Annotated in this window: 19 protein-coding genes and 1 other RNA gene; 10 read left to right on the forward strand and 10 right to left on the reverse strand. The window is 67.0% G+C overall.

The window, feature by feature from the left end; genetic code table 11:
- Nucleotides 1–6 precede the first annotated feature (6 nt).
- Nucleotides 7–1,056 (forward strand): NAD(P)-dependent alcohol dehydrogenase, encoded by a 1,050-nt coding sequence (locus QPK27_RS00940; RefSeq protein WP_290416322.1) that lies wholly within the window; start codon nucleotides 7–9, stop codon nucleotides 1,054–1,056.
- 237 nt (nucleotides 1,057–1,293) lie between these two features.
- Nucleotides 1,294–2,499, forward strand: a complete 1,206-nt coding sequence (locus tag QPK27_RS00945; protein WP_290416323.1) for an MFS transporter — start codon at nucleotides 1,294–1,296, stop codon at nucleotides 2,497–2,499.
- A gap of 13 nt (nucleotides 2,500–2,512) precedes the next feature.
- Here QPK27_RS00945 and QPK27_RS00950 read toward each other — a convergent pair whose 3' ends face one another.
- The 3 genes from QPK27_RS00950 to QPK27_RS00960 all read right to left on the reverse strand — a co-directional run bounded on the left by QPK27_RS00950 (nucleotide 2,513) and on the right by QPK27_RS00960 (nucleotide 7,782).
- On the reverse strand, nucleotides 2,513–3,406 hold the full coding sequence (locus QPK27_RS00950) for a LysR family transcriptional regulator (RefSeq protein WP_290416324.1): 894 nt from the start codon (nucleotides 3,404–3,406) through the stop codon (nucleotides 2,513–2,515).
- 70 nt (nucleotides 3,407–3,476) lie between these two features.
- Nucleotides 3,477–6,197, reverse strand: coding sequence for an alpha-1,6-glucosidase domain-containing protein (locus QPK27_RS00955; RefSeq protein WP_290416325.1), 2,721 nt, complete (start codon nucleotides 6,195–6,197; stop codon nucleotides 3,477–3,479).
- Nucleotides 6,198–6,201: 4 nt separating this feature from the next.
- Complete coding sequence (locus QPK27_RS00960; protein WP_290416326.1) at nucleotides 6,202–7,782, reverse strand: oligopeptide:H+ symporter; 1,581 nt, start codon at nucleotides 7,780–7,782, stop codon at nucleotides 6,202–6,204.
- Nucleotides 7,783–8,043: 261 nt separating this feature from the next.
- Between QPK27_RS00960 and QPK27_RS00965 the strand changes: the two genes are divergently transcribed.
- The gene (locus QPK27_RS00965) at nucleotides 8,044–9,690 is read left to right on the forward strand and encodes an alpha-glucosidase (RefSeq protein WP_290416327.1); all 1,647 of its coding nucleotides are present in this window, start codon (nucleotides 8,044–8,046) and stop codon (nucleotides 9,688–9,690) included.
- 325 nt (nucleotides 9,691–10,015) lie between these two features.
- Entirely contained in the window at nucleotides 10,016–11,002 is a 987-nt protein-coding gene (locus QPK27_RS00970) for an FkbM family methyltransferase (RefSeq protein WP_290416328.1), read from the forward strand.
- 2 nt (nucleotides 11,003–11,004) lie between these two features.
- Here QPK27_RS00970 and QPK27_RS00975 read toward each other — a convergent pair whose 3' ends face one another.
- Nucleotides 11,005–11,475 carry a hypothetical protein gene (locus QPK27_RS00975; protein ID WP_290416329.1) on the reverse strand — a complete coding sequence of 157 codons (471 nt, stop codon included), beginning with the start codon at nucleotides 11,473–11,475 and terminating at the stop codon, nucleotides 11,005–11,007.
- 267 nt (nucleotides 11,476–11,742) lie between these two features.
- Between QPK27_RS00975 and QPK27_RS00980 the strand changes: the two genes are divergently transcribed.
- A complete protein-coding gene (locus tag QPK27_RS00980; RefSeq protein WP_290416330.1) occupies nucleotides 11,743–13,071 on the forward strand; it encodes a hypothetical protein in 1,329 nt (442 codons plus the stop codon).
- Nucleotides 13,072–13,195: 124 nt separating this feature from the next.
- On the opposite strand, the gene groL is transcribed toward QPK27_RS00980, so the two are convergent.
- Nucleotides 13,196–14,842: a chaperonin GroEL gene (gene groL / locus QPK27_RS00985; protein ID WP_290416331.1), complete on the reverse strand. Its 1,647-nt coding sequence runs from the start codon at nucleotides 14,840–14,842 to the stop codon at nucleotides 13,196–13,198.
- A gap of 39 nt (nucleotides 14,843–14,881) precedes the next feature.
- Entirely contained in the window at nucleotides 14,882–15,172 is a 291-nt protein-coding gene (gene groES, locus QPK27_RS00990; RefSeq protein WP_005665652.1) for a co-chaperone GroES, read from the reverse strand.
- 379 nt (nucleotides 15,173–15,551) lie between these two features.
- Here groES and QPK27_RS00995 point away from each other — a divergent pair, with 379 nt between their 5' ends.
- The 5 genes from QPK27_RS00995 (at nucleotide 15,552) to QPK27_RS01015 (ending at nucleotide 17,760) form a co-directional block, all read left to right on the forward strand.
- Nucleotides 15,552–15,845 (forward strand): hypothetical protein, encoded by a 294-nt coding sequence (locus QPK27_RS00995; RefSeq protein WP_290416332.1) that lies wholly within the window; start codon nucleotides 15,552–15,554, stop codon nucleotides 15,843–15,845.
- Complete coding sequence (locus QPK27_RS01000) at nucleotides 15,842–16,153, forward strand: cell division protein ZapA (RefSeq protein ID WP_290416333.1); 312 nt, start codon at nucleotides 15,842–15,844, stop codon at nucleotides 16,151–16,153. The genes QPK27_RS00995 and QPK27_RS01000 overlap by 4 nt, the downstream gene beginning before the upstream one ends.
- A 56-nt stretch (nucleotides 16,154–16,209) precedes the next feature.
- Nucleotides 16,210–16,391, forward strand: a non-coding RNA gene (ssrS, locus tag QPK27_RS01005) — 6S RNA.
- Nucleotides 16,392–16,477: 86 nt separating this feature from the next.
- Nucleotides 16,478–16,957, forward strand: coding sequence for an EVE domain-containing protein (locus QPK27_RS01010; RefSeq protein WP_290416334.1), 480 nt, complete (start codon nucleotides 16,478–16,480; stop codon nucleotides 16,955–16,957).
- A complete protein-coding gene (locus QPK27_RS01015; protein ID WP_290416600.1) occupies nucleotides 16,957–17,760 on the forward strand; it encodes a sulfite exporter TauE/SafE family protein in 804 nt (267 codons plus the stop codon). Before QPK27_RS01010 ends, QPK27_RS01015 begins: the two co-directional genes overlap by 1 nt.
- On the opposite strand, the gene QPK27_RS01020 is transcribed toward QPK27_RS01015, so the two are convergent.
- The 4 genes from QPK27_RS01020 to QPK27_RS01035 all read right to left on the reverse strand — a co-directional run bounded on the left by QPK27_RS01020 (nucleotide 17,757) and on the right by QPK27_RS01035 (nucleotide 22,782).
- The gene (locus tag QPK27_RS01020; protein WP_290416335.1) at nucleotides 17,757–18,797 is read right to left on the reverse strand and encodes a kelch motif-containing protein; all 1,041 of its coding nucleotides are present in this window, start codon (nucleotides 18,795–18,797) and stop codon (nucleotides 17,757–17,759) included. The genes QPK27_RS01015 and QPK27_RS01020 overlap by 4 nt on opposite strands.
- A gap of 63 nt (nucleotides 18,798–18,860) precedes the next feature.
- Nucleotides 18,861–21,062, reverse strand: a complete 2,202-nt coding sequence (locus QPK27_RS01025) for a molybdopterin cofactor-binding domain-containing protein (protein WP_374046990.1) — start codon at nucleotides 21,060–21,062, stop codon at nucleotides 18,861–18,863.
- Nucleotides 21,059–21,541 carry a (2Fe-2S)-binding protein gene (locus QPK27_RS01030; RefSeq protein WP_290416602.1) on the reverse strand — a complete coding sequence of 161 codons (483 nt, stop codon included), beginning with the start codon at nucleotides 21,539–21,541 and terminating at the stop codon, nucleotides 21,059–21,061. The genes QPK27_RS01025 and QPK27_RS01030 overlap by 4 nt, the downstream gene beginning before the upstream one ends.
- Before the next feature lie 2 nt (nucleotides 21,542–21,543).
- Nucleotides 21,544–22,782: a cytochrome c gene (locus tag QPK27_RS01035; RefSeq protein ID WP_290416336.1), complete on the reverse strand. Its 1,239-nt coding sequence runs from the start codon at nucleotides 22,780–22,782 to the stop codon at nucleotides 21,544–21,546.
- Between the last annotated feature and the right edge of the window lie 230 nt (nucleotides 22,783–23,012).

Raw genomic sequence — 23,012 nt, forward strand, 5'->3', positions numbered from 1 at the left:
CAATCCATGACCGTCAAAGCCTACGGCGCCCACGCCGGCGACCAGCCGCTCGAACCGATCGACATCACCCGCCGCGAGCCGGGCGCGCACGACGTGCGCATCGACATCGCCTTCTGCGGCGTCTGCCACTCCGACCTGCACCAGGTGCGCGGCGAATGGGCCGGCACCCAGTACCCGTGCGTGCCGGGCCACGAGATCGTCGGCCGCGTCGCGGCAGTCGGGGCCCACGTCAAGAACTACCAGGTCGGCGACCTGGTCGGCGTCGGCTGCATGGTCGACAGCTGCCAGGAGTGCGCCGATTGCGGCGACGGCCTGGAAAACTATTGCGACAACATGGTCGGCACCTACAACTCGCCGACCCCGGACGCGCCGGGCCACACGCTGGGCGGCTACTCCGAGCAGATCGTGGTGCACGAGCGCTTCGTGCTGCGCGTGACGCACCCGGAAGAGCAATTGGCCGCCGTCGCGCCGCTGCTGTGCGCCGGCATCACGACGTATTCGCCGCTGCGCCACTGGAACGCCGGTCCCGGCAAGCGGGTCGGCATTGTCGGCATCGGCGGCCTGGGCCACATGGGCATCAAGCTGGCGCGCGCAATGGGCGCGCACGTGGTGGCGTTCACCACCTCGGAAAACAAGCGCCAGGACGCCGAGGCGCTGGGCGCGCACGAAGTGGTGGTCTCGAAGGATCCTGCCGCGATGGCCGCGCAAGCCAGGTCGCTCGACCTGATCGTCAACACGGTCGCCGCCCCGCACGACCTGGACGCGCTGCTGCACCTGCTCAAGCGCGACGGGACCATGGTGCTGGTCGGCGCCCCGGCCACGCCGCACCCGTCGCCGAATGTGTTCAACCTGATCATGAAGCGGCGCGAGATCGCCGGCTCGATGATCGGCGGGATTCCCGAGACCCAGGAGATGCTGGACTTCTGCGCCGAGCATGGGATCGTGGCGGACATCGAGATGATCCGCATGGAAGAGATCAATGCGGCGTATGAGCGCATGCTCAAGGGCGATGTGAAGTATCGCTTCGTGATCGACAGCGCGACGCTGGCGGCGTAATACGTCCTTCTTCATTCAGTTAGCAGCAGCACGTCATCCCCGCGAAGGCGGGGATCCAAGTTTGCTCATGTAGCCACTCTGGTCGATCGAAGTGGCAGTGCGCACAACTTGGATCCCCGCCTGCGCGGGGATGACGGTTTTTAGGCTAGCGGCGTTCTGGACGCCCCCCGTTTTTCACTCTTCAGTTCTTATCTTTTTGCCGCGCGAGCGGCACGGCTTCCTATTCCCAAAATAATAATGACTCCACCAACCGCATCACCCGCCACGGCATCCACAGTTCCGACCCAACCCGCCGCCTGGGGCGCCGTCCTGGCCATGTCCCTCGGCGCCTTCGTGCTGGTCGCTTCCGAATTCATGCCCGTCAGCCTGCTGACCCCGATCGCTTCCGACCTGCGCATCACCGAAGGCCAGGCCGGCCAGGCGATCGCCGTCTCGGGCGCGTTCGCCCTGATCACCAGCCTGTGCATCTCGACGCTGGCCGGTAAGCTCGACCGCAAGCTGCTGCTGCTCGGCCTGACCTTGCTGATGATCGTCTCCGGCACCATCGCCGCCTTCGCCCCCAGCTATCCCGTCTTCATGATCGGCCGCGCCTTCATCGGCGTGGCCATCGGCGGCTTCTGGTCGATGTCGGCGGCGATCGCCATGCGCCTGGTGCCTGAAGACCAGGTGCCGCGCGCGCTGGCCATCCTCAACGGCGGCAACGCGCTGGCGACGGTGGTGGCGGCGCCGCTGGGCAGCTTCCTGGGCGCGGTGATCGGCTGGCGCGGCGCCTTCTTCTGCCTGATTCCGTTCGCCGCCATCGCGCTGGCCTGGAAGGCGGCCAGCCTGCCGGCCATGGCGCCAACCCGGGCAAAGGGCGGGGCCGGCGTGTTCGCGCTGCTCAAGCGCCCGGCGGTGGCGCTGGGCATGGCGGCGGTCGGGCTGCTGTTCATGGGGCAGTTCGCGCTGTTCACCTACCTGCGGCCGTTCCTCGAGACGGTGACGCGGGTGGACGTATCGACGCTGTCGCTGATGCTGCTGCTGGTCGGCGTGGCCGGCTTCGTCGGCACCACGCTGATCGGCGCTTTCCTGAAGGATGGCCTGTACCGCACGTTGACCGTGATGCCGCTCCTGATGGCGGCGATCGGCGTGGCGCTGCTGATGTTCGGCCACTCGAGCGCGATCGTCACGCTGCTGCTGGGGTGCTGGGGCCTGATCGCCACCGCGGCGCCGGTCGGCTGGTGGACCTGGCTGGCGCGCTCGATGCCGCAGGATGCGGAAGCCGGCGGCGGCTTGATGGTGGCCGTAGTGCAGCTGTCGATCGCGCTCGGCGCGACGGTGGGCGGGGTGCTGTTCGACGCCAGCGGTTACGTGCTGACCTTCGGCGCCAGCGTCGTCGTGCTGATGCTGGCCGCGCTGCTGGCCGTGCTGGCGGGACGCGCCGCCGGCAAGGCAAGCGTTTGAATCAGCTTTTGAATCAGCCCGTGTAGCGGATCGCGTCGATCACCAGCCCGAGCGCGCGCGACGAATGGCGCCGGCTCGGGTAGTAGGCGTGCAGGCCGGGGAAGGACGGGCACCAGTCTTCCATCACGCTCACCAGCCGCCCTTCGCGCACATGGTCGCCGACCACGTCGGCGGTGAGATAGGCCAGGCCCGAGCCGCTCAGCGCCGCATTGCGCATCTGGTACACGCTGTTGAAGGTGCACTGGCCGCGCAGCCGGGCCTCGATCGGGCGGCCGTCCTGCAGCAGTTCCCAGGCATACACGCCGCCCTTGCTGGCCAGGCGCAGCTGCACGCAGTTGTGCTTGATCAGGTCCTGCACCGAGTTCGGCACCGGACGGTGCGCGAAGTAGGCGGGCGAGCCGACGATCATGGTCTTGACGTCGGGTGTCAGGCGCACCGCGATCATGTCCTTGTCCACCTGGTCGCCCCAGCGCACGCCGATGTCGTAGCGCTCGGCGGCGATGTCGACCATGCGGTAGTCGCTGCTGATCTCGACCTGGATGTCGGGATACTGCGGCAGCACCGGGGCCAGGCGCGGCCACAGGAAGTTGTCGATCACGTGGTCGGTCGAGGTGATGCGGATCAGGCCCGAGGGCTTGTCGCCCAATTCGCTGATGGCGGCGATCTCGGCGTCGATCTCCTGCAGGCGCGGCGCCACGTTCTGCAGCAGGCGCTCGCCCGCTTCGGTGGGCGATACGCTGCGCGTGGTGCGGGAGAGCAGACGCACGCCCATGCGCGACTCGAGCGCGCGCACGATGTGGCTGAGCGCCGATTGCGTCATCCCCAGCTTGGCCGCAGCGCGCGTGAAGCTGCGCTCGCGGGCCACGGCCAGGAAGACCAGGATGTCACTGATGTTGTCGCGCGCCATGCGGTGGAAGTCGGTAGGGAAAACGCTTGATTCTACCTGTCCGTCCGACATGGCGCTGGCGCGCCCGAACTCAATCGGCCACGAACACCACGGCGGTACGCGCCGGAATCGTGAACGTGCCGCTGGCGCTGTCGAAGCGCGCCTGGGCCGCGCGCTTGTCGGCCGCGCCTTTTGCCACGTGCACCGGATGCAGGCGCAGGCGCTTGCCGCGCAGGGTCTCTTCCTTGACCGTGCGCGCCGTCTTGTCGACGTTCACCAGGTAGGTCAAACCGCCGAAGCGCGCGCCCGGATAGCCGCGGCCGTCGATCCAGGCCGCCAGCACGGTCGGCACCTGGCCGGGGCCGGTGTTGAAGAAGCGCAGGCGCTTGACGATGTCGTCGCTTGTGCGCAGGCGCAGCAGCGTGGTGCCGGCGCGGATCTGCAGCAGGTCGCGGAAGGCGTCGCGCGCGAAGGCGATGTCGGCCGGGGCGGGCTTGAGGGCGGCATTCGCCAGCAGCGGCTTGAACAGCGGCCAGTCCCTGGCGTTGTCGTCGGCGGGCGGCAGGCCGGTGCCGAAGAAGTTGTCCCGGTAGGTCCAGTCGAGGCGGTTGAACCAGTCGCCCGAATTGAAGCTGTTGCGATCCAGGGACTTGGAACGCAGGACGTCGATGCCGGCGTGGTAGTAGGCCACGCCCTGGCTGAAGGCGTTGATCGCCATGCCCAGCACCTGCACCCGCGCGCGCTCGGCGGCGGAGGTATTCACCGGGAGCTTGAGCGCATTGATGTCGTACAGCGTCTGGTTGTCGTGGTTCTCGACGTAGTTGACCGCTTCGCCCGGTTCTCTAGCGTAGCCGGCCGGCTGGTTGCCGCCGTAGACGATGCTTTCGAGCCGGCGGGTCTGGCCGTCGAAGGTCTGCATCGGGAACGCGCGCACCGAGCCGGCCAGGCCGACGCGGATCAGGTCTGCGGCCTTGAGCAGGTCGCTGTGCTGGCGCCCGCCGCCGAGGCGGTTCGGGTCGTACACCAGGCCGTTGATGTAGCCTTGCTGGCGCAGCACGGTCTCGCCCGAGTCGCCGGGCGAACCGCCGCGCACGGCGTCGCGCGCGCGGTCGCTGAAGGTGCCGATGCCGCTGCCGTTCAGCGACAGCTGCGAGGCCTGCACGAAGCGCGCGCCGTCCGCAACCTCGCCGAAGTTCCAGCCTTCGCCCAGCAGCTGCACGTGGCGGCCCGCGGCGCGGTCGACTTCGCGTTGCAGGCGCTCCATGGCGGCGCGCGGCTGGTGGCCCATCAGGTCGAAGCGGTAGGAGTCGATCTTGTAGTGGCGCGTCCACAGCACCGCCGAGTCGATCATCAGCTTGGCCATCATGGTGTTTTCGGTGGCCGTGTTGAAGCAGCAGGTCGACGACTCGATCGCTCCGATGGCATTCAGGCGGTGGTAGTAGCCCGGCACCACACGGTCCAGGATCGACTTCTCGTTCTGGCCGGCGATGAAGGTGTGGTTGTAGACCACGTCGACGCCGACGCGCAGGCCGGCCTGGTGCAGGTCCATCACCATCTGGCGGAATTCGATGACGCGGCGCGCGCCGTCCTGCGGGTCGCTGGCGTAGCTGCCTTCGACCGCATTGAAGTGCTGCGGGTCGTAGCCCCAGTTGAAGCAGTCGGTGTGGGCGGTCTTGCGGATCAGGGCCTGCTGCGCTTCGCTGTCCGGCGCGCCGCTTGGCTGCGGCACGGCGCAGCCGACTTCCGGGATGCTGCCGATGTCGTACACCGGCAGCAGGTGGATGTCGGTCAGGCCGGCTTGCGCCAGCGCGCGCAGGTGCTTCATGCCGTTCGAGTTGGTCTCGCCGAAGGCCGCATACTTGCCGCGCTTGGCTTCGGGCACGGTCTGGTCGATCAGCGAGAAGTCGCGCACGTGCAGCTCGTAGATCGACATGTCGGTCGGCGCCTTCACCGTGTCCGGCGCGCGCGTCGCGTCCCAGCCCTGCGGCTTGAGGTTGGGGGCGTCGAGGTCGGCCACGTAGCTGCGTTTCGAATCGGCGTTGAGGCTGACCGAGTACGGGTCGGTGACCATATTGCGCACCAGGCCGGCGCCGTCGACGATCACGTCCACCGCGTACTTGTAGTAACTGCCGGAGAGGTCGCGCGGGGCGCTGAAGCTCCATGTGCCGGTGCGTTCGTCGAGCGCCATCGGCTGCACGCCGGAAGCCTTGCCGGTGGCGCTGTCGTAGGTGCAGACGGCGACCTGGCGCGCGGTCGGCGCCCACAGTTTGAACGTCGTCTGTCTGGCGGTTGGCGTGGCGCCCAGGTCGGGAATGCCATCGGCGGCGGCGTACAGGTCGTCCAGCGCGCCGGCGGCCTGGATGCGGGTGGCGGCGATGACGGCGCCGTCGGCGCCTTCGCGCACCAGCACCAGCTGTTCGCGATGCAGCAGCGGCAGGCGCGCCAGGTCGGCGTCGCTGACCGCCAGCGTCGGGCCGGCGGCGACGTACTTGAAGCGGGTGGCGACGGCGGCCGGCACTGCGGTGCTGGCGACGTTCAGGGTCACGGCGCCGGCGGCGCCGACTACCTTGCTGCCCGGCCTGGCGACGATGGCGCCGGTCGGGGAGTGGTACAGGCGGTAGAGGCCATCCTGGGCGGCGCCGGGCCAGCGCAGCAGGCGCTTGTCGAACCAGACGGCGCGCGCGTCGAGCGTTTCGCCGGAGGCGTTGAGGACTTCCTGGAACGACGGGCTGTCGCAGGCTTCGATGGGAACGGCGGCGCAGGCGGACGAGGACAGCGACGCCGCGATCAGGGCAAGGTGCAGTTTTTTCATGATGTCAGGCAGCGGTGCCGCGGTAGTGGTCGACCATCTTGTAGCGCGTCGCATACCAGCCGAAGACCGCCGCCGACAGCAGCGCGAAGGCGGCGAAGAAGTACATCTGCGCGGCCATCACGCCCATGCCGGTGCCTTCGATGTACGTGACCACCGATTCGTTCTTGACGCTGGCGTTCACGATCAGCACCCACAGGTTACCGACCGTCACGGCCAGGTACCACAGCGCCATGATCACGCCCTTCATCGAGGCCGGGGCCTGGCTGTAGGCGAATTCAAGGCCGGTGGCCGAGACCAGCACCTCGCCCAGCGTCAGCAGGGCATACGGCGCGATCTGCCAGGCGATCGAGACGGCGTCGCCGGCGTCCAGTTGCATCTGCAGGTAGCCGACCACGATCCAGGCCAGGGCCGAGAACACGATGCCGGCGGTCATGCGGCGCAGCGGGGTCGGTTCGATGCCGAGCGAACGCAGCATCGGGAACAGGGCGAAGTTGTTGAACGGGATCAGCAGCATCACCAGCAGCGGGTTCAGGGCTTGCACCTGGGCCGGGATCACGTCCCAGGTCCAGCCGAACAGGCTCACCTGGGTGGTCATGGCGTTGGCCTGCACGATCCAGGTCGAGGCCTTCTGGTCGAACAGCGACCAGAACGGCGTCACCAGCGCGAACACGATCAGGATGCGCAGCACGGCGCGCACGCCGTCCACCGCATCGTCCGGATGAATGCCGCGCGCGCGATCGAGCTGCATCGAAGCGCCGATGCCGCCGAAGGCCATCACCAGCACCAGGGCCATGCAGGCCGCGATCACGAAGCCCCACTGCGGGATCATCGCCAGCGACGCCAGCGCACCGATGGCGCCGATGGCGGCCACGGTCAGGCCCGGGCGGCCTTCGCCATCGCGGCGCGCCAGCAGCGCGGTGCGCGCCACGCGCATGAACGAGTGCGGATTGGCGGGCGCCGGCGGCACGTGCACGTATTTCTTCTTGCCGCTCCAGAACACCATGGTGGCGATGAACATCAGGATGCCCGGCACGCCGAAGGCCCAGGCCGGGCCGAAGTCGCGCAGCAGCCATGGCATCAGGAGCGAAGCGAAGAACGAGCCGAAGTTGATGATCCAGTAGAAGGCGTCGAACACGACCTTCGCCTTGTCCTTGTTGGTCTGGTCGAACTGGTCGCCGACGAAGGAGGCCACCAGCGGCTTGATGCCCCCCGAGCCGAGCGCGATCAGGAACAGGCCGAAATAGAAGCCGTTGACGTTGTCTTCGAAGATGGCCAGGCAGGCGTGGCCGGCGCAGTAGACGAGGCTGAGCCAGAACACGGTGTTGTACTTGCCGAAGTAGCGGTCGGCCAGCCAGCCGCCCAGCAGCGGGAAGAAGTACACGCCGATGACAAACGTGTGGAACACGTGCTTGGCTTCGCCGGTGCGCATGTCTTCCGGCAGGAACATCAACAGGGTGGTGATCAGGAACGGCGTCAGGATGTTGCGCATGCCGTAGAAGCTGAAGCGCTCGCAGCCCTCGTTGGCGATGATGTAGGGGATCTGGCGCGGCATGCGGCCGGAGGTCGGTTTGGCGAGATCGGTCATGAGCCGGTTCCTTGAAATTGGCAAACAGACGCGATGCTATGCCGAGGCCGGTCGATTTTGCAATAAAAATATCGCCATGAAACAAAGGCGATACATTTACACGTAGTTTAATTACGGGCAGGCGACGGTTGGAAACGTTTTCGTCGTGCTAAGCGACTGAATACAAAGGAAATGTGCTCCGGATTTGCCGATTTCATGCGATTGTCAGCAGTAATTGCATCATGTATATTGCCTAAAATTTTAAAACCGACCTGACCAGCCATGACCCAGATCTCGACGCTTGACAATCCGAACTGGTGGCGCGACGCCATCATCTACCAGGTGTATCCGCGCAGCTACCAGGACAGCAACGGCGACGGCGTCGGCGACCTGAACGGCATCACCGAACGGCTCGACTACATCGCGGGCCTGGGCGTGGACATCGTCTGGCTGTCGCCGTTCTTCAAGTCACCGATGGCCGATTTCGGCTATGACATCGCCGACTATTGTGACGTCGATCCGCTGTTCGGCACCCTGGCCGACTTCGATCGTCTGGTGGCCAAGGCGCACGGCCTGGGCCTGAAGATCATGATCGACCAGGTGATGTCGCACACCGCCGAAACCCACCCCTGGTTCGTCGAGAGCCGCGCCAGCCGCGACAATCCGAAGTCGGACTGGTACGTGTGGGCCGACCCGCTCCCGGACGGCAATCCGCCGAACAACTGGCTGTCGGTGTTCGGCGGCTCGGCGTGGCAATGGGACACGCGCCGCAAGCAGTACTACCTGCACAACTTCCTGGTCAGCCAGCCGCAGCTGAACTTCCACAATCCGCTGGTGCAGCAGGCGCACCTGGACGCGCAGCGCTTCTGGCTCGCGCGCGGGGTGGACGGCGTGCGCATGGACGCCTGCGTGTTCCACTTCCACGACCGCCAGCTGCGCAGCAATCCGCCGGCGCTGGTGCGCGACACCTCGACCGTGACCGACGTGAACCCGTACGGCATGCAGGCCCACATCTACGACAAGACCCAGCCCGAGAACATCCCGTTCCTGGAGCGCCTGCGCGCCCAGCTCGACGAATTCGGCGCCGTCTCGATCGGCGAGATCAGCTCGGACGACGCGCTGGCCCAGATGGCCGAGTACATGGCGGGCGGGAACAAGCTGCACATGTGCTACAGCTTCAACTTCCTGACCCCGGTCTTCACCGCGCACCACATCCGCACCCAGGTCGAGGATTTCGAGCGCCGCGTGCAGGAAGGCTGGGCCTCCTGGTCGGTGGGCAACCACGATGCGATCCGCGTGATGACGCGCTGGGGCGGTCCGGACGCGACCCCGGCGCTGGCCAAGCTGGTGCTGGCGATGCAGCTGTCGCTCAAGGGCACGCCGTGCCTGTACCAGGGCGACGAGCTGGCGCTGCACGAAGCCGACGTGCCGTTCGAACTGCTGCAGGACCCTTACGGCAAGGCCTTCTGGCCCGAGTTCAAGGGCCGCGACGGCTGCCGCACCCCGATGCCGTGGGAGGCCGATGCGCCGCACGCCGGCTTCACCGGAGGCACGCCGTGGCTGCCGGTGGAGCCGTCGCACGCGGCTGCCGCGGTCGACGTGCAGGACCGCGATCCGGACTCGATGCTGAACTTCCAGCGCCGCTTCATCGCGCTGCGCCGCTCGCTGCCGCAACTGACGCGCGGCGAGATCGCGTTCTTCGACGCGCCGGAACCGGCGCTGGCGCTGCGCCGTGACCTGGACGGGGAAGCCAGCGTGCTGGCGGCGTTCAACCTGTCGGACGCGCCGGTGAGCTTCGACTGGCCGGCGACCGATGGCGCGGCGCAGATGGCGGTCGCCGGGCTGCAGGGCAGTGCGGAACGCGGCCGCGTGACGCTGCCGCCTTACGGCGCCTGGTTCGGCACCGTGCCGGCGGCGACGGGCGCATAGGCGGCGGCGCCGGCGGCGATCGACCGCTGCCTTGCCCATCCATGGCCCGCACGCGCGGGCCGCGCATCTGCTGCGTGTCCTGGCCGGCACGCAGGCGTCGCCCTTGATGCAAGGACGCGACAACCATCCTTTCTGCCTTCCCCGCTGTGACAAAGCGCGAATTTCAGCGTGATCGCGCGTGCTATTCTTTTTGCAAGCCGTACGTCATGACGCGGCCGTGACACCCCACCCCCACCATTGCGGCGCCGTGCGCCGGATGGCAAGTCCAGCAGCGGATCCCGGGAGAGCGATCTTGAAAAGATTGATGGAGCGTATCAGGCGCGGCATGCAGCCGCCGCCCGCAGTGCCGCCCGTAGAGGCGCAAGCCCAGCGGCAAGCGGACGGCGCGCAGGACAGGCAAGCGCACGCGCAGGCGGACGGACCGGCGGACGGGCAGGCGGACGGGCAGACGGACGGACATGCCGGCGCCAATGGCGCCCGCTACGTCGTCACGGATATCGGCGGCAAGCACTATCGCATGGAGTCCGACGACGATTACCTGGATCACATCCGGGGAACGTTCGAGCCGCACATGGTCGAACTGTTCGATACGCTGCTCGCACCGTCCGACACCGTGCTCGACATCGGCGCGAATATCGGCTGCACGTCGATCCTGTTCGGCAGCCGCGCCCGGCGCGTGGTCAGCTTCGAACCTTCGCCCACCACCTATCGCCTGCTCGAGAAGAACGTGCGGGCAGCGGACCTGCACAACGTTTCCCTCAACAACGTCGGATTGGGAAAGGAAGCCGGGCGCTTCGAGCTGACGTTTTCAGCCAATAACCGTTCCGGCGGCTTCGTCTCGAACCGGATCAGTGCCTCGGCCGGGCACCAGGTCGAAGCCATCGAGATCGCCTGCGGCGACGACTTCCTGGACCAGGCCGGGATCGATGAGGTCGACTTCATCAAGATCGATGTCGAAGGCTTCGAGCGCGATGTCATCGAAGGTTTGCGCAAGACGCTGGCGGTATTCGAACCGACGGTGACGCTGGAGTTGAACCACTGGTGCCTGAACGTCCTGCAGCGCACTTCGGTGCCGGACTTCTTCGATTTCCTGCGCGGTGTCTTCCCCTGCCTGTATGCGGTGGACCTGGACGATATCCGTAACCTGCACGATGCCGACGATGCTTATCACGTCATGTTTTCCCACGTGGTGGGCGGTTTCAAGTACCCGAACATCGTCGGCGCCTTCGATCCCCGGCGGCTGGCCGCATTCGGCGCCAGATTCGGACGGCAGATCGTCGCGCGCCAGGTCGCCGGGCGGCAGGCCGGCTAGCCTCAGTTGGCGCTCTTGATGTCGACCCGTTCGATGGTGCGGCGCCATTCCTGCAGACTGAGCAGGGTATCGTTATCGGTATCCTCGACCAGGATCTCGCCGCTGTCCTGGGCCACCAGGAAGCTTTCGCGGCGCTGCACGTCGTCGGCGCGGTTCTCGACAAAGCTCAGCTGGTAATACTTCTTGCCGTTCAGTTCGCGCGGGACCGGATTGTCTTCGATGACGGCGCCATGCGCCTTGCCGCGCGAGCGCGTTTCGATCTGCTTCGACCATGCCTGCAGCTCGGGCAGGGCCAGCAGCGAGGCCATGGCCTGGTCTTTGGACTGGACCGGCTGCACGGCGGCGGCCGGGGCGGCGGGTGCGGGCTGGGGCGCTTCGCGCTCGGCGCGCTTGCAGCCGGCGAACGCGCAGGCCAGCGCCAGCGTCGCGGCCAGCAGGCGCAGGGAAGAAAAAGCAGCGGCACGTGGATGCATGGATGGCCTCATAGGGTGAGGCGGACATACTAAACCATGCTTGTTTGAGCAGCAACTTGGCGTCGGCGAGGATAACATGCCGGCGTCGTCCGGAGGATCGAAGCAGGCAGGCGTGTTGTTTGTGCTGCCACTTCCGAAGCGTTTAAATATTTTCCACATGGAAATAAATTCAACATTTGCGCGACGTTTTGCCGCTTTTTGTTAAGGAATGGCAATTTACTGTTTGGAATACTGCTATCCTGTAGGATCACTCCTACTCAGCACAACATGGATTTCCGCACTGCCTATACCCGTCGCCTGGAAAAAGCGTCCCGGCGTCAAAAACGCTTCGGCACGCTGGTCGTGTTTGGCGTGACGGCAGGTGTAGCGGCATTGCTGGTCCCCGAGCTGGTGGGCGCCCACGACGAGCGCCATGCCGCCGTCGGCACCGCTCCGGCTCCGGCTGCAGCGCCGGTGCCTGCCGCGGCAACGCCGCAACAGGCGGCCGCGCCGCGCCGTGTGTATCCGTATTCGATCATTCCTGGCGGCGTCTCGGGTGTCGCTGAACTCAAGCGCGTGATCCGTGCCGACAAGGTGGTGGCGGCGCACTACGCGGACTTCGACGCAGACAAGGCGCAGGAAGTCACCGTCACCAGGCCGCGCGCCGTGCACGTGTCGTACCGCAAGGGCGACCAGGTGTTCTGGACCGCGAAGAAGGTCATGCTGGCGCAGGGCGAAACCCTGCTTTCCGACGGCAGCAACGAAATGCGCGCGCGCTGCGCCAACCGCATCTCGGACGTGCCGCGGTTCCCGGTCGAAGCCCACGGGCCGAGCGAGGAAGAACTCGACACCGTGCTGGCCAGTGCGACCGGCGAAGAAGGCATGTTCCTGGCCGCGTCGGCGGGCAGCGTGGCGGAAGCCGGCGGCAGCGGTTCGCGCTATCCGCTCGGCTACTTCCCGGATGGCGCCGGCCTGGTGCAGCCGGCGTCGTCGCTGGCCAGCATGCGCGCGGGGATGGCGTCGGTGCCACAGGCCGATCGTTCGGCCTTGTATGACCTGAGCACGGGCAACCGCATCGGCCGCATGGCGCAGAGCAGCGCGTCGGAAGGCGACGCCGGCGCGACGCCGAGTGCCGGCGCGTCAGGCGGCGGAACGACCGGCAGCGGCAGCGGTGGAGACAGCGCGCAGCCGTCCGGCGGCGGGGACACGCCCGCGACCGGCGGCGGCACGACGCCGGCCGATGGCGATCCATCCGCCACGCCCGGCACTGGCAGCGGCGGCGCGGGCGGTGATGGTGGAGCAGGTGGTCCTGCTACGGGCGGGAATGGCGGTAACGGTGGTACTGGCACCGGTGGCGCCGGAAACGGCAACGGCGGCCCGGGCGGTGGCGGTAGCGGTTCCGGCAACCAGCCGTCGACCCCGGTGCCCGAAGCCGGCCCCGAACTGCCGCCGCAAGGTCCTGCCACCCCGGGTGCGCCGCAGCCGTCCACGCCGGGCGACGTCGACCTGCCCGCCGCTCCGGTCGAACTGCCCGAGCCGGGCACGCTGTGGCTGAGCGGCGCCGCCATCGCGGCGATGCTGTGGCTGCGCCGCCAGGGACGCCGCGCCCGGCACTGAGTCACGGCCACCGGACGAAAAAAAGCCCGCGAGGCGTGAACCTCGCGGGCTTTTTGTTTTCCTGGAGACCGGCGCGCCGCGTTGCCGCGCGCCGGTGTTCCAGGCAGGGCCGGGGCCCGGCAAATTACATCATGCCGTCCATGCCGCCCATGCCGCCCATACCACCCATGCCGCCCATGCCGCCGGCTGGCTTGTCTTCGGCAACTTCCGAGATCATGCAGTCGGTGGTCAGCATCAGGCCGGCGATCGACGCTGCGTTCTGCAGGGCCGAGCGGGTGACCTTGGCCGGATCCAGCACGCCCATTTCGACCATGTCGCCGTAGGTGCCGTTGCCTGCGTTGTAACCGTAGTTACCGGTGCCGGCCAGGACTGCCGCGACCACGACCGACGGCTCGTCGCCGGCGTTCTGGACGATCATGCGCAGCGGCTCTTCCATCGCGCGCAGGACGATCTTGATGCCGGCTTCCTGGTCAGGGTTGTCGCCCTTGATGTCCAGCGAAGCGCGGGCGCGCAGCAGAGCCACGCCGCCGCCTGGCACGATGCCTTCTTCGACGGCTGCGCGGGTTGCGTGCAGCGCGTCTTCGACGCGGGCCTTCTTCTCTTTCATCTCGACTTCGGTGGCTGCACCGACGCGGATCACGGCAACGCCGCCGGCCAGCTTGGCCACGCGCTCTTGCAGTTTTTCGCGGTCGTAGTCCGAGGTCGCTTCTTCGATCTGGGTGCGGATCATCTTGACGCGGCCCTCGATCGACTCGGCCTGGCCGGCGCCGTCGATGATGATGGTGTTTTCCTTGCCGACTTCGACGCGCGCAGCCTGGCCCAGTTCTGCCAGGGTGACTTTTTCCAGGGTCAGGCCGACTTCTTCGGCGATCACCTGGCCGCCGGTCAGGATGGCGATGTCTTCCAGCATGGCCTTGCGGCGGTCGCCGAAGCCTGGCGCCTTGACGGCGACGGTCTTCAGGATGCCACGGATGTTGTTGACCACCAGGGTCGCCAGCGCTTCGCCTTCGATGTCTTCGGCGACGATCACCAGCGGACGGCCGGCCTTGGCGACTTGCTCCAGCACCGGCAGCAGGTCACGGATGTTCGAGATCTTCTTGTCGCACAGCAGGATGAACGGCTGTTCGTGCACGGCGACTTGCTTGTCCGGGTTGTTGATGAAGTACGGCGACAGGTAGCCGCGGTCGAACTGCATGCCTTCCACGATGTCCAGCTCGTCGTTCAGCGACTTGCCGTCTTCGACGGTGATGACGCCTTCCTTGCCGACTTTTTCCATCGCCTCGGCGATGCGCTCGCCGATCGAGGTTTCCGAGTTGGCCGAGATGGCGCCGACTTGCGCGATTTCCTTGGTGGTGGTGGTCGGCTTGGCGATCTTTTTCAGTTCTTCGACGGTGGCGGCGACGGCCTTGTCGATGCCGCGCTTCAGGTCCATCGGGTTCATGCCGGCGGCCACGAACTTCATGCCTTCGCGCACGATGGCTTGTGCCAGCACGGTCGCGGTGGTGGTGCCGTCACCGGCGTTGTCGCTGGTCTTGGAAGCGACTTCCTTGACCATTTGCGCGCCCATGTTCTGGAGCTTGTCCTTCAGTTCGACTTCTTTCGCGACCGAGACACCGTCCTTGGTGACGGTCGGGGCGCCGAACGAGCGCTCCAGCACGACGTTGCGGCCTTTCGGGCCCAGGGTGACCTTGACCGCGTTGGCCAGGATGTTGACGCCTTCGACCATCTTGGCGCGCGCTGCGTCGCCGAATACTACTTCTTTAGCTGCCATTTTGTTATTTCTCCGGATTTCGTGAATGAGGTCAGGGAATTACTGGGCCACGACGGCCATGATGTCTTCTTCGCGCATCACCAGCAGCTCTTCGCCGTTGACCTTGACGGCCTGGCCCGAGTATTTGCCGAACAGCACGCGGTCGCCGACCTTGACTTCCAGCGGACGGACCTGGCCGTTGTCTTGCACTTTGCCGTTACCGACGGCGAGGACCTCGCCCTGGTCCGGTTTTTCTGCCGCGGCATCAGGGATGATCAGGCCGGACGCAGTTTTGGTTTCCTGGTCGAGGCGCTTCACGATAACGCGATCGTGCAGAGGACGAAGGTTCATGCAAAACTCCTTAATATTCAATGGATTGACTAGCGTTTTTTGATACCGTCGCAGCAAGTTTGGAAGCGCTGCGCCGGTTGCAAAGAGTTGTTAGCACTCTCTACTAACGAGTGCTAATTATAGGGACGATAAATTGCCATTTCAAGCAGCAATATTGCTTAATTAGCTGGGGCATTTGAGCTGGCTCAATCGTTTTACTGAATCCCGCACAATGTGTTGTAAGCATGTTCATGCATGCAATGAACGAATTGGCAAGAGGCGGGCAGCGTACACCGGCTGGCGCTTTCATGCCGCACGGCTGACACGACTGCTTACAACTGTCAAGCCGGGAACGCGCGATTCGGTTGACGGAAAAACCATCTCGATCCTATAGTGTCGAATGATTTCCGAATTCCAAGACCTCTCAGACAAAATCGACCGGCTCGCCCAGCTGACCCAGTCGCTGCGCGCCGAGAACTATCTGCTACGCCAGGCCAACACCCTGCTCAGCGCCGAGAACCTGTCGTTCAAGGAACGCCTTTTCGCGGCCCAGCAGCGCATCGAGGCCATGCTCGACGAGCTGCCCAAGCCGCCGGGCGACGAGGCGGAAGGCGAGGGCGCCGACACCACCGATGCCGGGGCGGCGTCCAGTGGGCCGGCCGGCAGTGTCAACAACAGCGAGGCCGCACGATGATCCATCTCGACGTCACCATCATGGGCATGTCGTACCGCCTGGCCTGCCGTCCGGGCGAAGAGCGCACGCTGCGCGAAGCGGTGAGCTACCTCGACGGCAAGATGTGCCTGCTGCGCGATTCGGGCAAGGTCAAGGGCACCGACCGCATCGCCGTCATGGCCGCGCTCAGCGTTGCTGCGGAATTCCTGTCGGTCAAGTCGCCGCAAGGGCCGTTGTCGGACCTGTCGATTCTCGAGGTCAAGCAAAAACTCGAGTCGATGCATGCCGTGCTCGACAAGGTTCTTTCGCCACAGGAAAACCTGGTTTAAAAGTTCGGGTGAGCCCGAATCCGTTTGACAGGACCGGACAAAAGAGTAAACTGCGCTCTACCCTGCGGTGTTCGAGATTTGCCATATATTCCTTGAACCATTCTTACGCATAGGTCGTGGAACAAGTTCGATGGGCGTGAGCGTCGCTAGTCCGACGAACCCGAAATTGATCTGACCGTGACCGCCTTGAACCGTTTTGGTTCAGGATGCCGGCAATAACGGCACATGCGGGGCTAGAACACACAAGCGGTTGCGCACTCGGTACGCAACCGCTTTTTTCATGCGCGCGCCATTCGCGCGCATGCCGTACGAAAGAGAGGCGCAATGCGCTATTGGTTAATGAAATCCGAACCGGACGACGTCAGCTTCGACGACGTGCTGGCGGCGCCCGAACGCACCGTCTCCTGGTACGGCGTGCGCAACTACCAGGCGCGCAACTTCATGCGCGACGCCATGTCGGTGGGCGACGGCGTCCTGTTCTACCACTCCAGCTGCGCGCTGCCCGGCGTGGCCGGCATCGCCGAAATCGCCAGCGGCCCGTATCCCGACGCCACCCAGTTCGACCCCGCCTCCCACTACCACGACCCCAAGGCCACGCAGGAAACCCTGCGCTGGATCTCGGTCGACGTGCGCGCCGTCGCACAGGGGCGCTATTTGCCGCTGTCCGAGATGCGAACAGTCGCCGCGCTGGAAGACATGGTGCTGCTCAAGAAGGGCAGCCGGCTGTCGGTGTCGCCGGTGACGCAGGCCGAGTGGGACGCGGTGGTCGCGCTCATTGCTCCCGTTTGCGGGAAGGGCGCGTGATGGACCCGCTCCTGATTCTGGCCCTGCTGGCGATGGGCACCTTCGGCGGCTTCGCGGCCGGCCTGCTCGGCATCGGCGGCGGCATGGTGCTGGTGCCGTTCATCACCATGATCTTCACCGCGCGCGGCTTCCCCGACCACCTGGTGGTGCACATGGCGATCGCCACCGCGCTCGGCGTGATCCTGTTCACGTCGATGTCCTCGGTGCGCGCGCACCACAAGCACGGCGCGGTCTTGTGGCCGGTGGTGAAGCTGCTGGCCCCGGGCATCGTGATCGGTTCCTGGATCGGCCCCTGGATCGGCAAGCAGATGGACACCGCGGTGCTGGCCTTCTTCTTCGGCTGCTTCGTCGCCTTCTCGGCGACCCAGATGCTGATCGGGAAAAAGCCGGCGGCGGCGCGCGAGCTGCCCGGCAAGGCCGGCATGTTCTCGATGGGTGGCCTGATCGGCGTCCTGTCCGGCCTGGTGGGCGCCGGCGGTGGCTTCGTCTCGGTGCCGTTCATGACGCGCTGTAACATCCGCATCCACAATGCGGTCGCCACCAGCGCGGCGCTGGGCTTTCCGATCGCCCTGTCGGGGACGCTGTCGAACGTGTATTACGGCTGGGGCGAGCCGGGCCTGCCGGCATGGTCGCTCGGTTTCATCTACCTGCCGGCGCTGGCGATCATCGTGGCCGCCAGCGTGATCATGGCGCCGCTCGGCGCGCGTGCCGCACACAAGATGCCGGTGCGCCAGCTGCAGCGCATCTTTGCCGTGATCCTGTATGCGCTGGCCGGCTACATGTTCTGGAAGGCGGTCAATTAAGGACGGCCAGTCGGGACCTCGAGCGCCTCGTGCACGCGGCTGGCGCCGACGCCCACTTTTTCTCCGCCGCCGATCAAAAAGATGCGCTTGCCGACGACGCCCGCGCCGTGGCCATGGCGTGGCGTCGGCATCGGCGGCAGGGACGACCAGCGATCGGTGTCCGGATCGTAGACCCATCCCTCGGAGAACACCTTCCGCTCCGGCACGAACTGTTCGCCGCCGAAGGCGTATAACTTGCCGCCGTATGCAGCCGCCGCCAGCCCGCCCTGGGCCAGCGGCATCGGGGCTCTAGCCTCCCAGCGGTCGGTGGCGGGATCGTAGACTTCCAGCGTCGCCACGTTGACCGGGCGCTGGCCGCCAGTCGGCTGCGTCACCATCCGGCGTCCGCCCACTACATAAATTTTGTCGTCGATGACTGCCGCGGCGGCGCTGTTGCGCGCGTTCGGGGCGTCGGCGATGCGCTTCCATTGCCCGGTGCGCACGTCCAGCACTTCGCCGCGATTGGTGTCGGCGTGCTGGCTGATGTGCGACGCGTCGGCGCTGACCGGCATGCGCCCGCCGATCAGGTAGATGCGTTCGCCGATCGATGCGACCACGCCTTCGGCGCGCGCCTGCGGCAGGGCCGGGCCGGACGTCCAGCGGTCGGCTTTCGGATCGTAGACGAACACCGAAGCGTGGGCGCGCCAGTCTGGAATGGCGCCGGAGAAGCCGCCGATGCCGTAGATTTTTCCGTCGCTTGCTGCCAGCGCGATGTGGTGCCGGCCTTCGGGCAGTGGCGACAGCTTGTGCCACGTGTTCGCTGCCGCGTCGTAGGCTTCGACGTGTGCGGTGAAGCCGGGAGCGTCGGACAGGATGCCGCCCGCCACGTAGATGCGGCCGTCGAGCACGGCGGGATAGATTTCCTGGCGCGCGATGGTGGCGTCGGCAACGCGCGACCAGCGCGGCGTGGCGGCCGATGGCGCATCTGCCTGCGCAGAGGATGGCGTGGACATGGCGAGCAGCGCCGCGGCCAGCAGCGTCGGTAGGGTGGCGTTCAAACGGTGTCTCCGATGGTTGTCATACGCCAGTGCAGGCGATGCTTGCCACTATACCTTGCAGCGCTAGGCGCGGCGCATGCGCTGGCGGTCCAGCGGCAGGTCGCGCATGCGCAGCCCGCAGGCGTCAAACACCGCGTTGGCGATCGCCGCCGCGGCCGGGCCTTGCGCCGCTTCGCCGGTGCCCAGGAAAGGCTGACCGGGGCGGTCGATCAGGTGCACGCCGACCGTGTCCGGCACCTGGTTGAAGCGCAGGATCGGGTACGAGGCCCAGTCGACGGTGAGCACGTGGCGCTCGTCGTAGCGCACCTTTTCCAGCAAGGTCCAGCTGGTGGACTGCACGATGCCGCCTTCGATCTGGTTGCGCACGCCGTCAGGATTGACGATCTCGCCGCAATCCACCGCTGCCTGCGCGCGCACGATGCGCACCAGGCCCGTTTCCAGCGCCACCTCGACTTCGACCGCCAGCGCGCAGTAGGCCAGCAGGTTCTTGTAGCGGGCAAAGGCGAAACCGCGTCCGCGCCGGGTAGTGCCTTGAGGGCGCTTGTAGCTGTCCCAGCCGAACTTGGAGGCCGCCAGCCTGACCACGTCGATGGCGCGCGGGTCGGTGAGATGGCGCAGCCGGAACGCGACCGGGTCGGCATTCGCCGCGCGCGCCAGTTCGTCCATGAAGCTCTCGATCGCGAACACGTTGCAATAGGCGCCCAGGCCGCGCAGCGCCGAGGTGCGCAGGATCGCCCTGGGCTGGAAGTGGTGCGTCACGCGCGCATTCGGGATCGCGTAATACGGGATCGCATTGCGGTCGCCGCTGCCTTCCGGCTGCGGGCTCGGTTTCGGCACCGGCGGCGTGAACGGCCTGGCCAGGTGCGTCGCCGCCAGCAGGTTGCCGGCCTTGCCGGGACGCTGGTTGTGCGAGGGCGTCAGCACCGCATACTGCCAGTCGGCGATGCGGCCATCGGCGCCCAGCGTGGCGGCGACGTCGACCACCATCGCCGCGCCGAGCGGCTCCCATGCGTGTTCCTCTTCGCGCATCCACTGCACCCGCACCGGCCGGCCGGGCAGGGCGCGCGCCAGCAGCGCGGCGTCGGTCGCGACGTCGTCGGCGCCGTTGTGGCCATAGCAGCCGGCGCCTTCGACGTGGATGCAGCGGATGGTGGCGTCCTTCACGCCCAGCAGTTCGGCCAGCGCGCCGCGCAGCGGGAATACGCCCTGCGAGTGGGTCCAGACGGTGTAGCGGCCGTCGAGCAGTTGCGCCACCGCGCACGACGGGCCGATCGAGCCGTGCAGCTGGAACGGACGGGTGTACGTCGCGCGCAGGGTCTTGCCCGGCGTGCCGGGCGCGCCGCGCTCCAGGATCGGATAGGGCTGCGCCGGCTGGGCGCGCACCAGCGAGGCGATGTCGGGGTGCGCCGGCAGCGACGCCGGTGTCTCCCAGCGTGCGGCGCGCGCCAGCGCGGTGGCGGCCTTCACGGCGCGGTATTCGCCGTCCGCGATCACGGCCAGGAAACGGCCGTCGCGCACGACCTTCAACACGCCCGGCAGGCGCATCACGGCGGCGCTGTCGACCTCGATCAGGCGCGCTGCCTGCGACGGCGGACGCACCACGCGCGCATGCACCATTTGCGGCAGGCGCAGGTCCTGGATGTAGGCGCGTCCGCCGGTGAGCTTCGGGGGAATGTCGACGCGCGGCACCGATTTGCCGATCGCGGTTTTTGGGCCCGGCGCCGGCGGGGCGGGTTCGGGCGTGGCGCGCACGTGCAGTTCCTGGCCCGTGACCAGCTGGCCGAAGGTGACGCGGCGGCCATCCGGCGCGGCGAAGGCGCCGTCCTTCAGCGCCAGGCTCGGGGCAGGAACGGACAGGCGCGTCGCCGCCAGTTCGCCCAGGCGCGCGCGCACCTGGCCGGCCGCGTGGCGCAGCGCGGTGCCGCTGTCCTTCATCGAGTTGCTGCCGGCGGTCAGGCCTTCGTCGGGCGTGCGCTCGGTGTCGGCCGTGACCAGCAGCAGGCGGCCGGGCGCCACGCGCAATTCGTCGGCCGCCACTTGCAGCAGGGCGGTCTTGATGCCTTGTCCCAGTTCGACCTTGCCGGTGAAGACGGTGATGCGTTCGTCGGCCCCGATGCGGATCCAGGCGTCGAGCCATGGGGTCTTGTCGAGGCTCTTGGGCAGCTCGCCAGGGGCCGGCCATGCCGGCATGGCGAACGACAGCGTCAGCGCGCCGCCAGCGGCCAGGAAGCGGCGCCGGCCTTCGTTGCAGGGCAGCGCGCTCACCGCTTGGCCCCCGCCGGCTGCTTTGCCAGCACGTCGGCCGCGCGCCGCACCGCGCGCAGGATGCGCATGTGGGTGCCGCAGCGGCACAAATTCGGCGACATGTGGGCGCGGATCTGGGCGTCGGTCGGCCTTGGCGTGCGCTCGAGCAGCGCCGTGGCCTGCACGATCATGCCGGCGATGCAGTAGCCGCATTGCGCCGCCTGCTCGTCGATGAAGGCCTGCTGCAGCACGCCCGGCTTGTCCACCGTCCCCAGGCCTTCGACGGTGCGCACGGCGCGCCGGCCGACGCTCGACACCGGCACCAGGCACGACATCGCCGGCTTGTCTTCCACCAGCACGGTGCAGGCGCCGCACTGGCCCAGGCCGCAGCCGAACTTGGCGCCATTGAGTTCGAGTTCATTGCGCAGCACGTACAGCAGCGGGGTGTCGGGATCGGTGTCGACGGCATGCTGCTTGCCGTTGACTTGCAGGCGGTAGATGGTCATGGTGCTCTCGCTTTGCGGACGGCGTCGTCGAGGTCGGCCCAAGCCGGCTGGCCGGCGCCGTACTTGCGCAGGTAGGCGGCCAGGGCGCCGGTCTGCTCGTCGGTGAGGATGGTGCGGTAGCCGGGCATCCAGCGTCCCGGCTCGCCGTCCGGCGGCGCGATGCCTTCGTCGACGAGGTGGATCAGACTGCGCGGGTCGGGATCGTACAGCGCCACCGCCTTCTGCAGCGGCAGCGCCGTGCCCGAGCCGACGCCGCGGCCGGCGTCGTGGCAGCGCGCGCAGCTGTTGGCGTACAACGCGTAGCCGGCCTGCATGCGCTGCAGGTCGGGATCGTCCGCCTTCGGCGCCGGCAGCGATCCGGGCTGCTGCGCCGGCGTCGATTTTCCTTGCGCCTGTGCCGGCGCCTGCGCCAGATGGCTGTGGGCCCAGGCCGAAAGCGCGGCCACGTCACGCTGGTCAGACTGCGACAGCAGCATCACCACGTCCTGCATCGGGCCGCCGGCCGCCGCGTGATCCTCGGCGATGCCGGTGCGCAGATAGGTGTGCAGCTGTTCGCGCGTCCATGGCAGCGGCGACGGCGAGCGCGCGTTCAGGGCCGGCGCGTACCAGTCTTCCGCTTCGCCGCCGTCCAGTGGACGCGAGAGGTCGGGGCCGCCCAGCATCGTGCGCGGCGTGTGGCAGGCGGCGCAGTGCGCGACCGCGTCGGCCAGGTAGGCGCCGCGGTTCCATTCGGCCGACTGCCTGGGGTCCGGCTGCCACGCGCTGTCGTCCAGGTACAGCACGTTCCAGAACGCGACCAGCGGCCGCAAGCCGAACGGGAATGTCATGTGGTTGTGGCGCGCCGGGGCGTGGATCGCGGGGCGCGTCATGAAATAGGCGTACAGGTCGTCGATGTCGGCCTGCGTCATGCGCGTGTAGTGGTTGTAGGGGAAGGCGGGGTACAGCAGGTGGCCGTCGCGCGAGACGCCCTTGCGCATAGCGCGGGCAAAAGCGTCGGGGCTCCAGCGGCCGATGCCGGTCTCGTTATCGGGCGTGATGTTGGTGCTGTGGACGGTGCCGAACGGCGTCTCCATCGGCTTGCCGCCGGCGAAGGGCTTGGCCAGGTCAGGTGTATGGCACGAAGCGCACATGCCGAGGCGCGCCAGGTTGGCGCCGCGGTCGATACGGGCCTGGTCGAAGGAGGGGAGTACGCTGGTCGGCGCGATTGCCGGCCGCCACATGATGGCGAAGGCCACGCACGCCAGCACGACGGCCGCCGCAAGCAGCCACCGCCCGACATGTCGCTTGCGCCTGGATTGATCCATTCTTGATGCCCCGATTCTGGAGTCCCATTGTCGGGTTCGTGACACCAGCCCTCTGTGCGCTCGCCCACTCAACATGGCATCACTCCAACGAATCAACGTCGAAGCCCCAACATGACCACCATTCCTGCGGGTCAGTGCCGAAAAGTGGACACGAACTCTGC

Origin of the sequence: Massilia sp. YIM B02443, from assembly GCF_030411955.1 — a bacterium.
Taxonomy (GTDB): domain Bacteria; phylum Pseudomonadota; class Gammaproteobacteria; order Burkholderiales; family Burkholderiaceae_D; genus Telluria.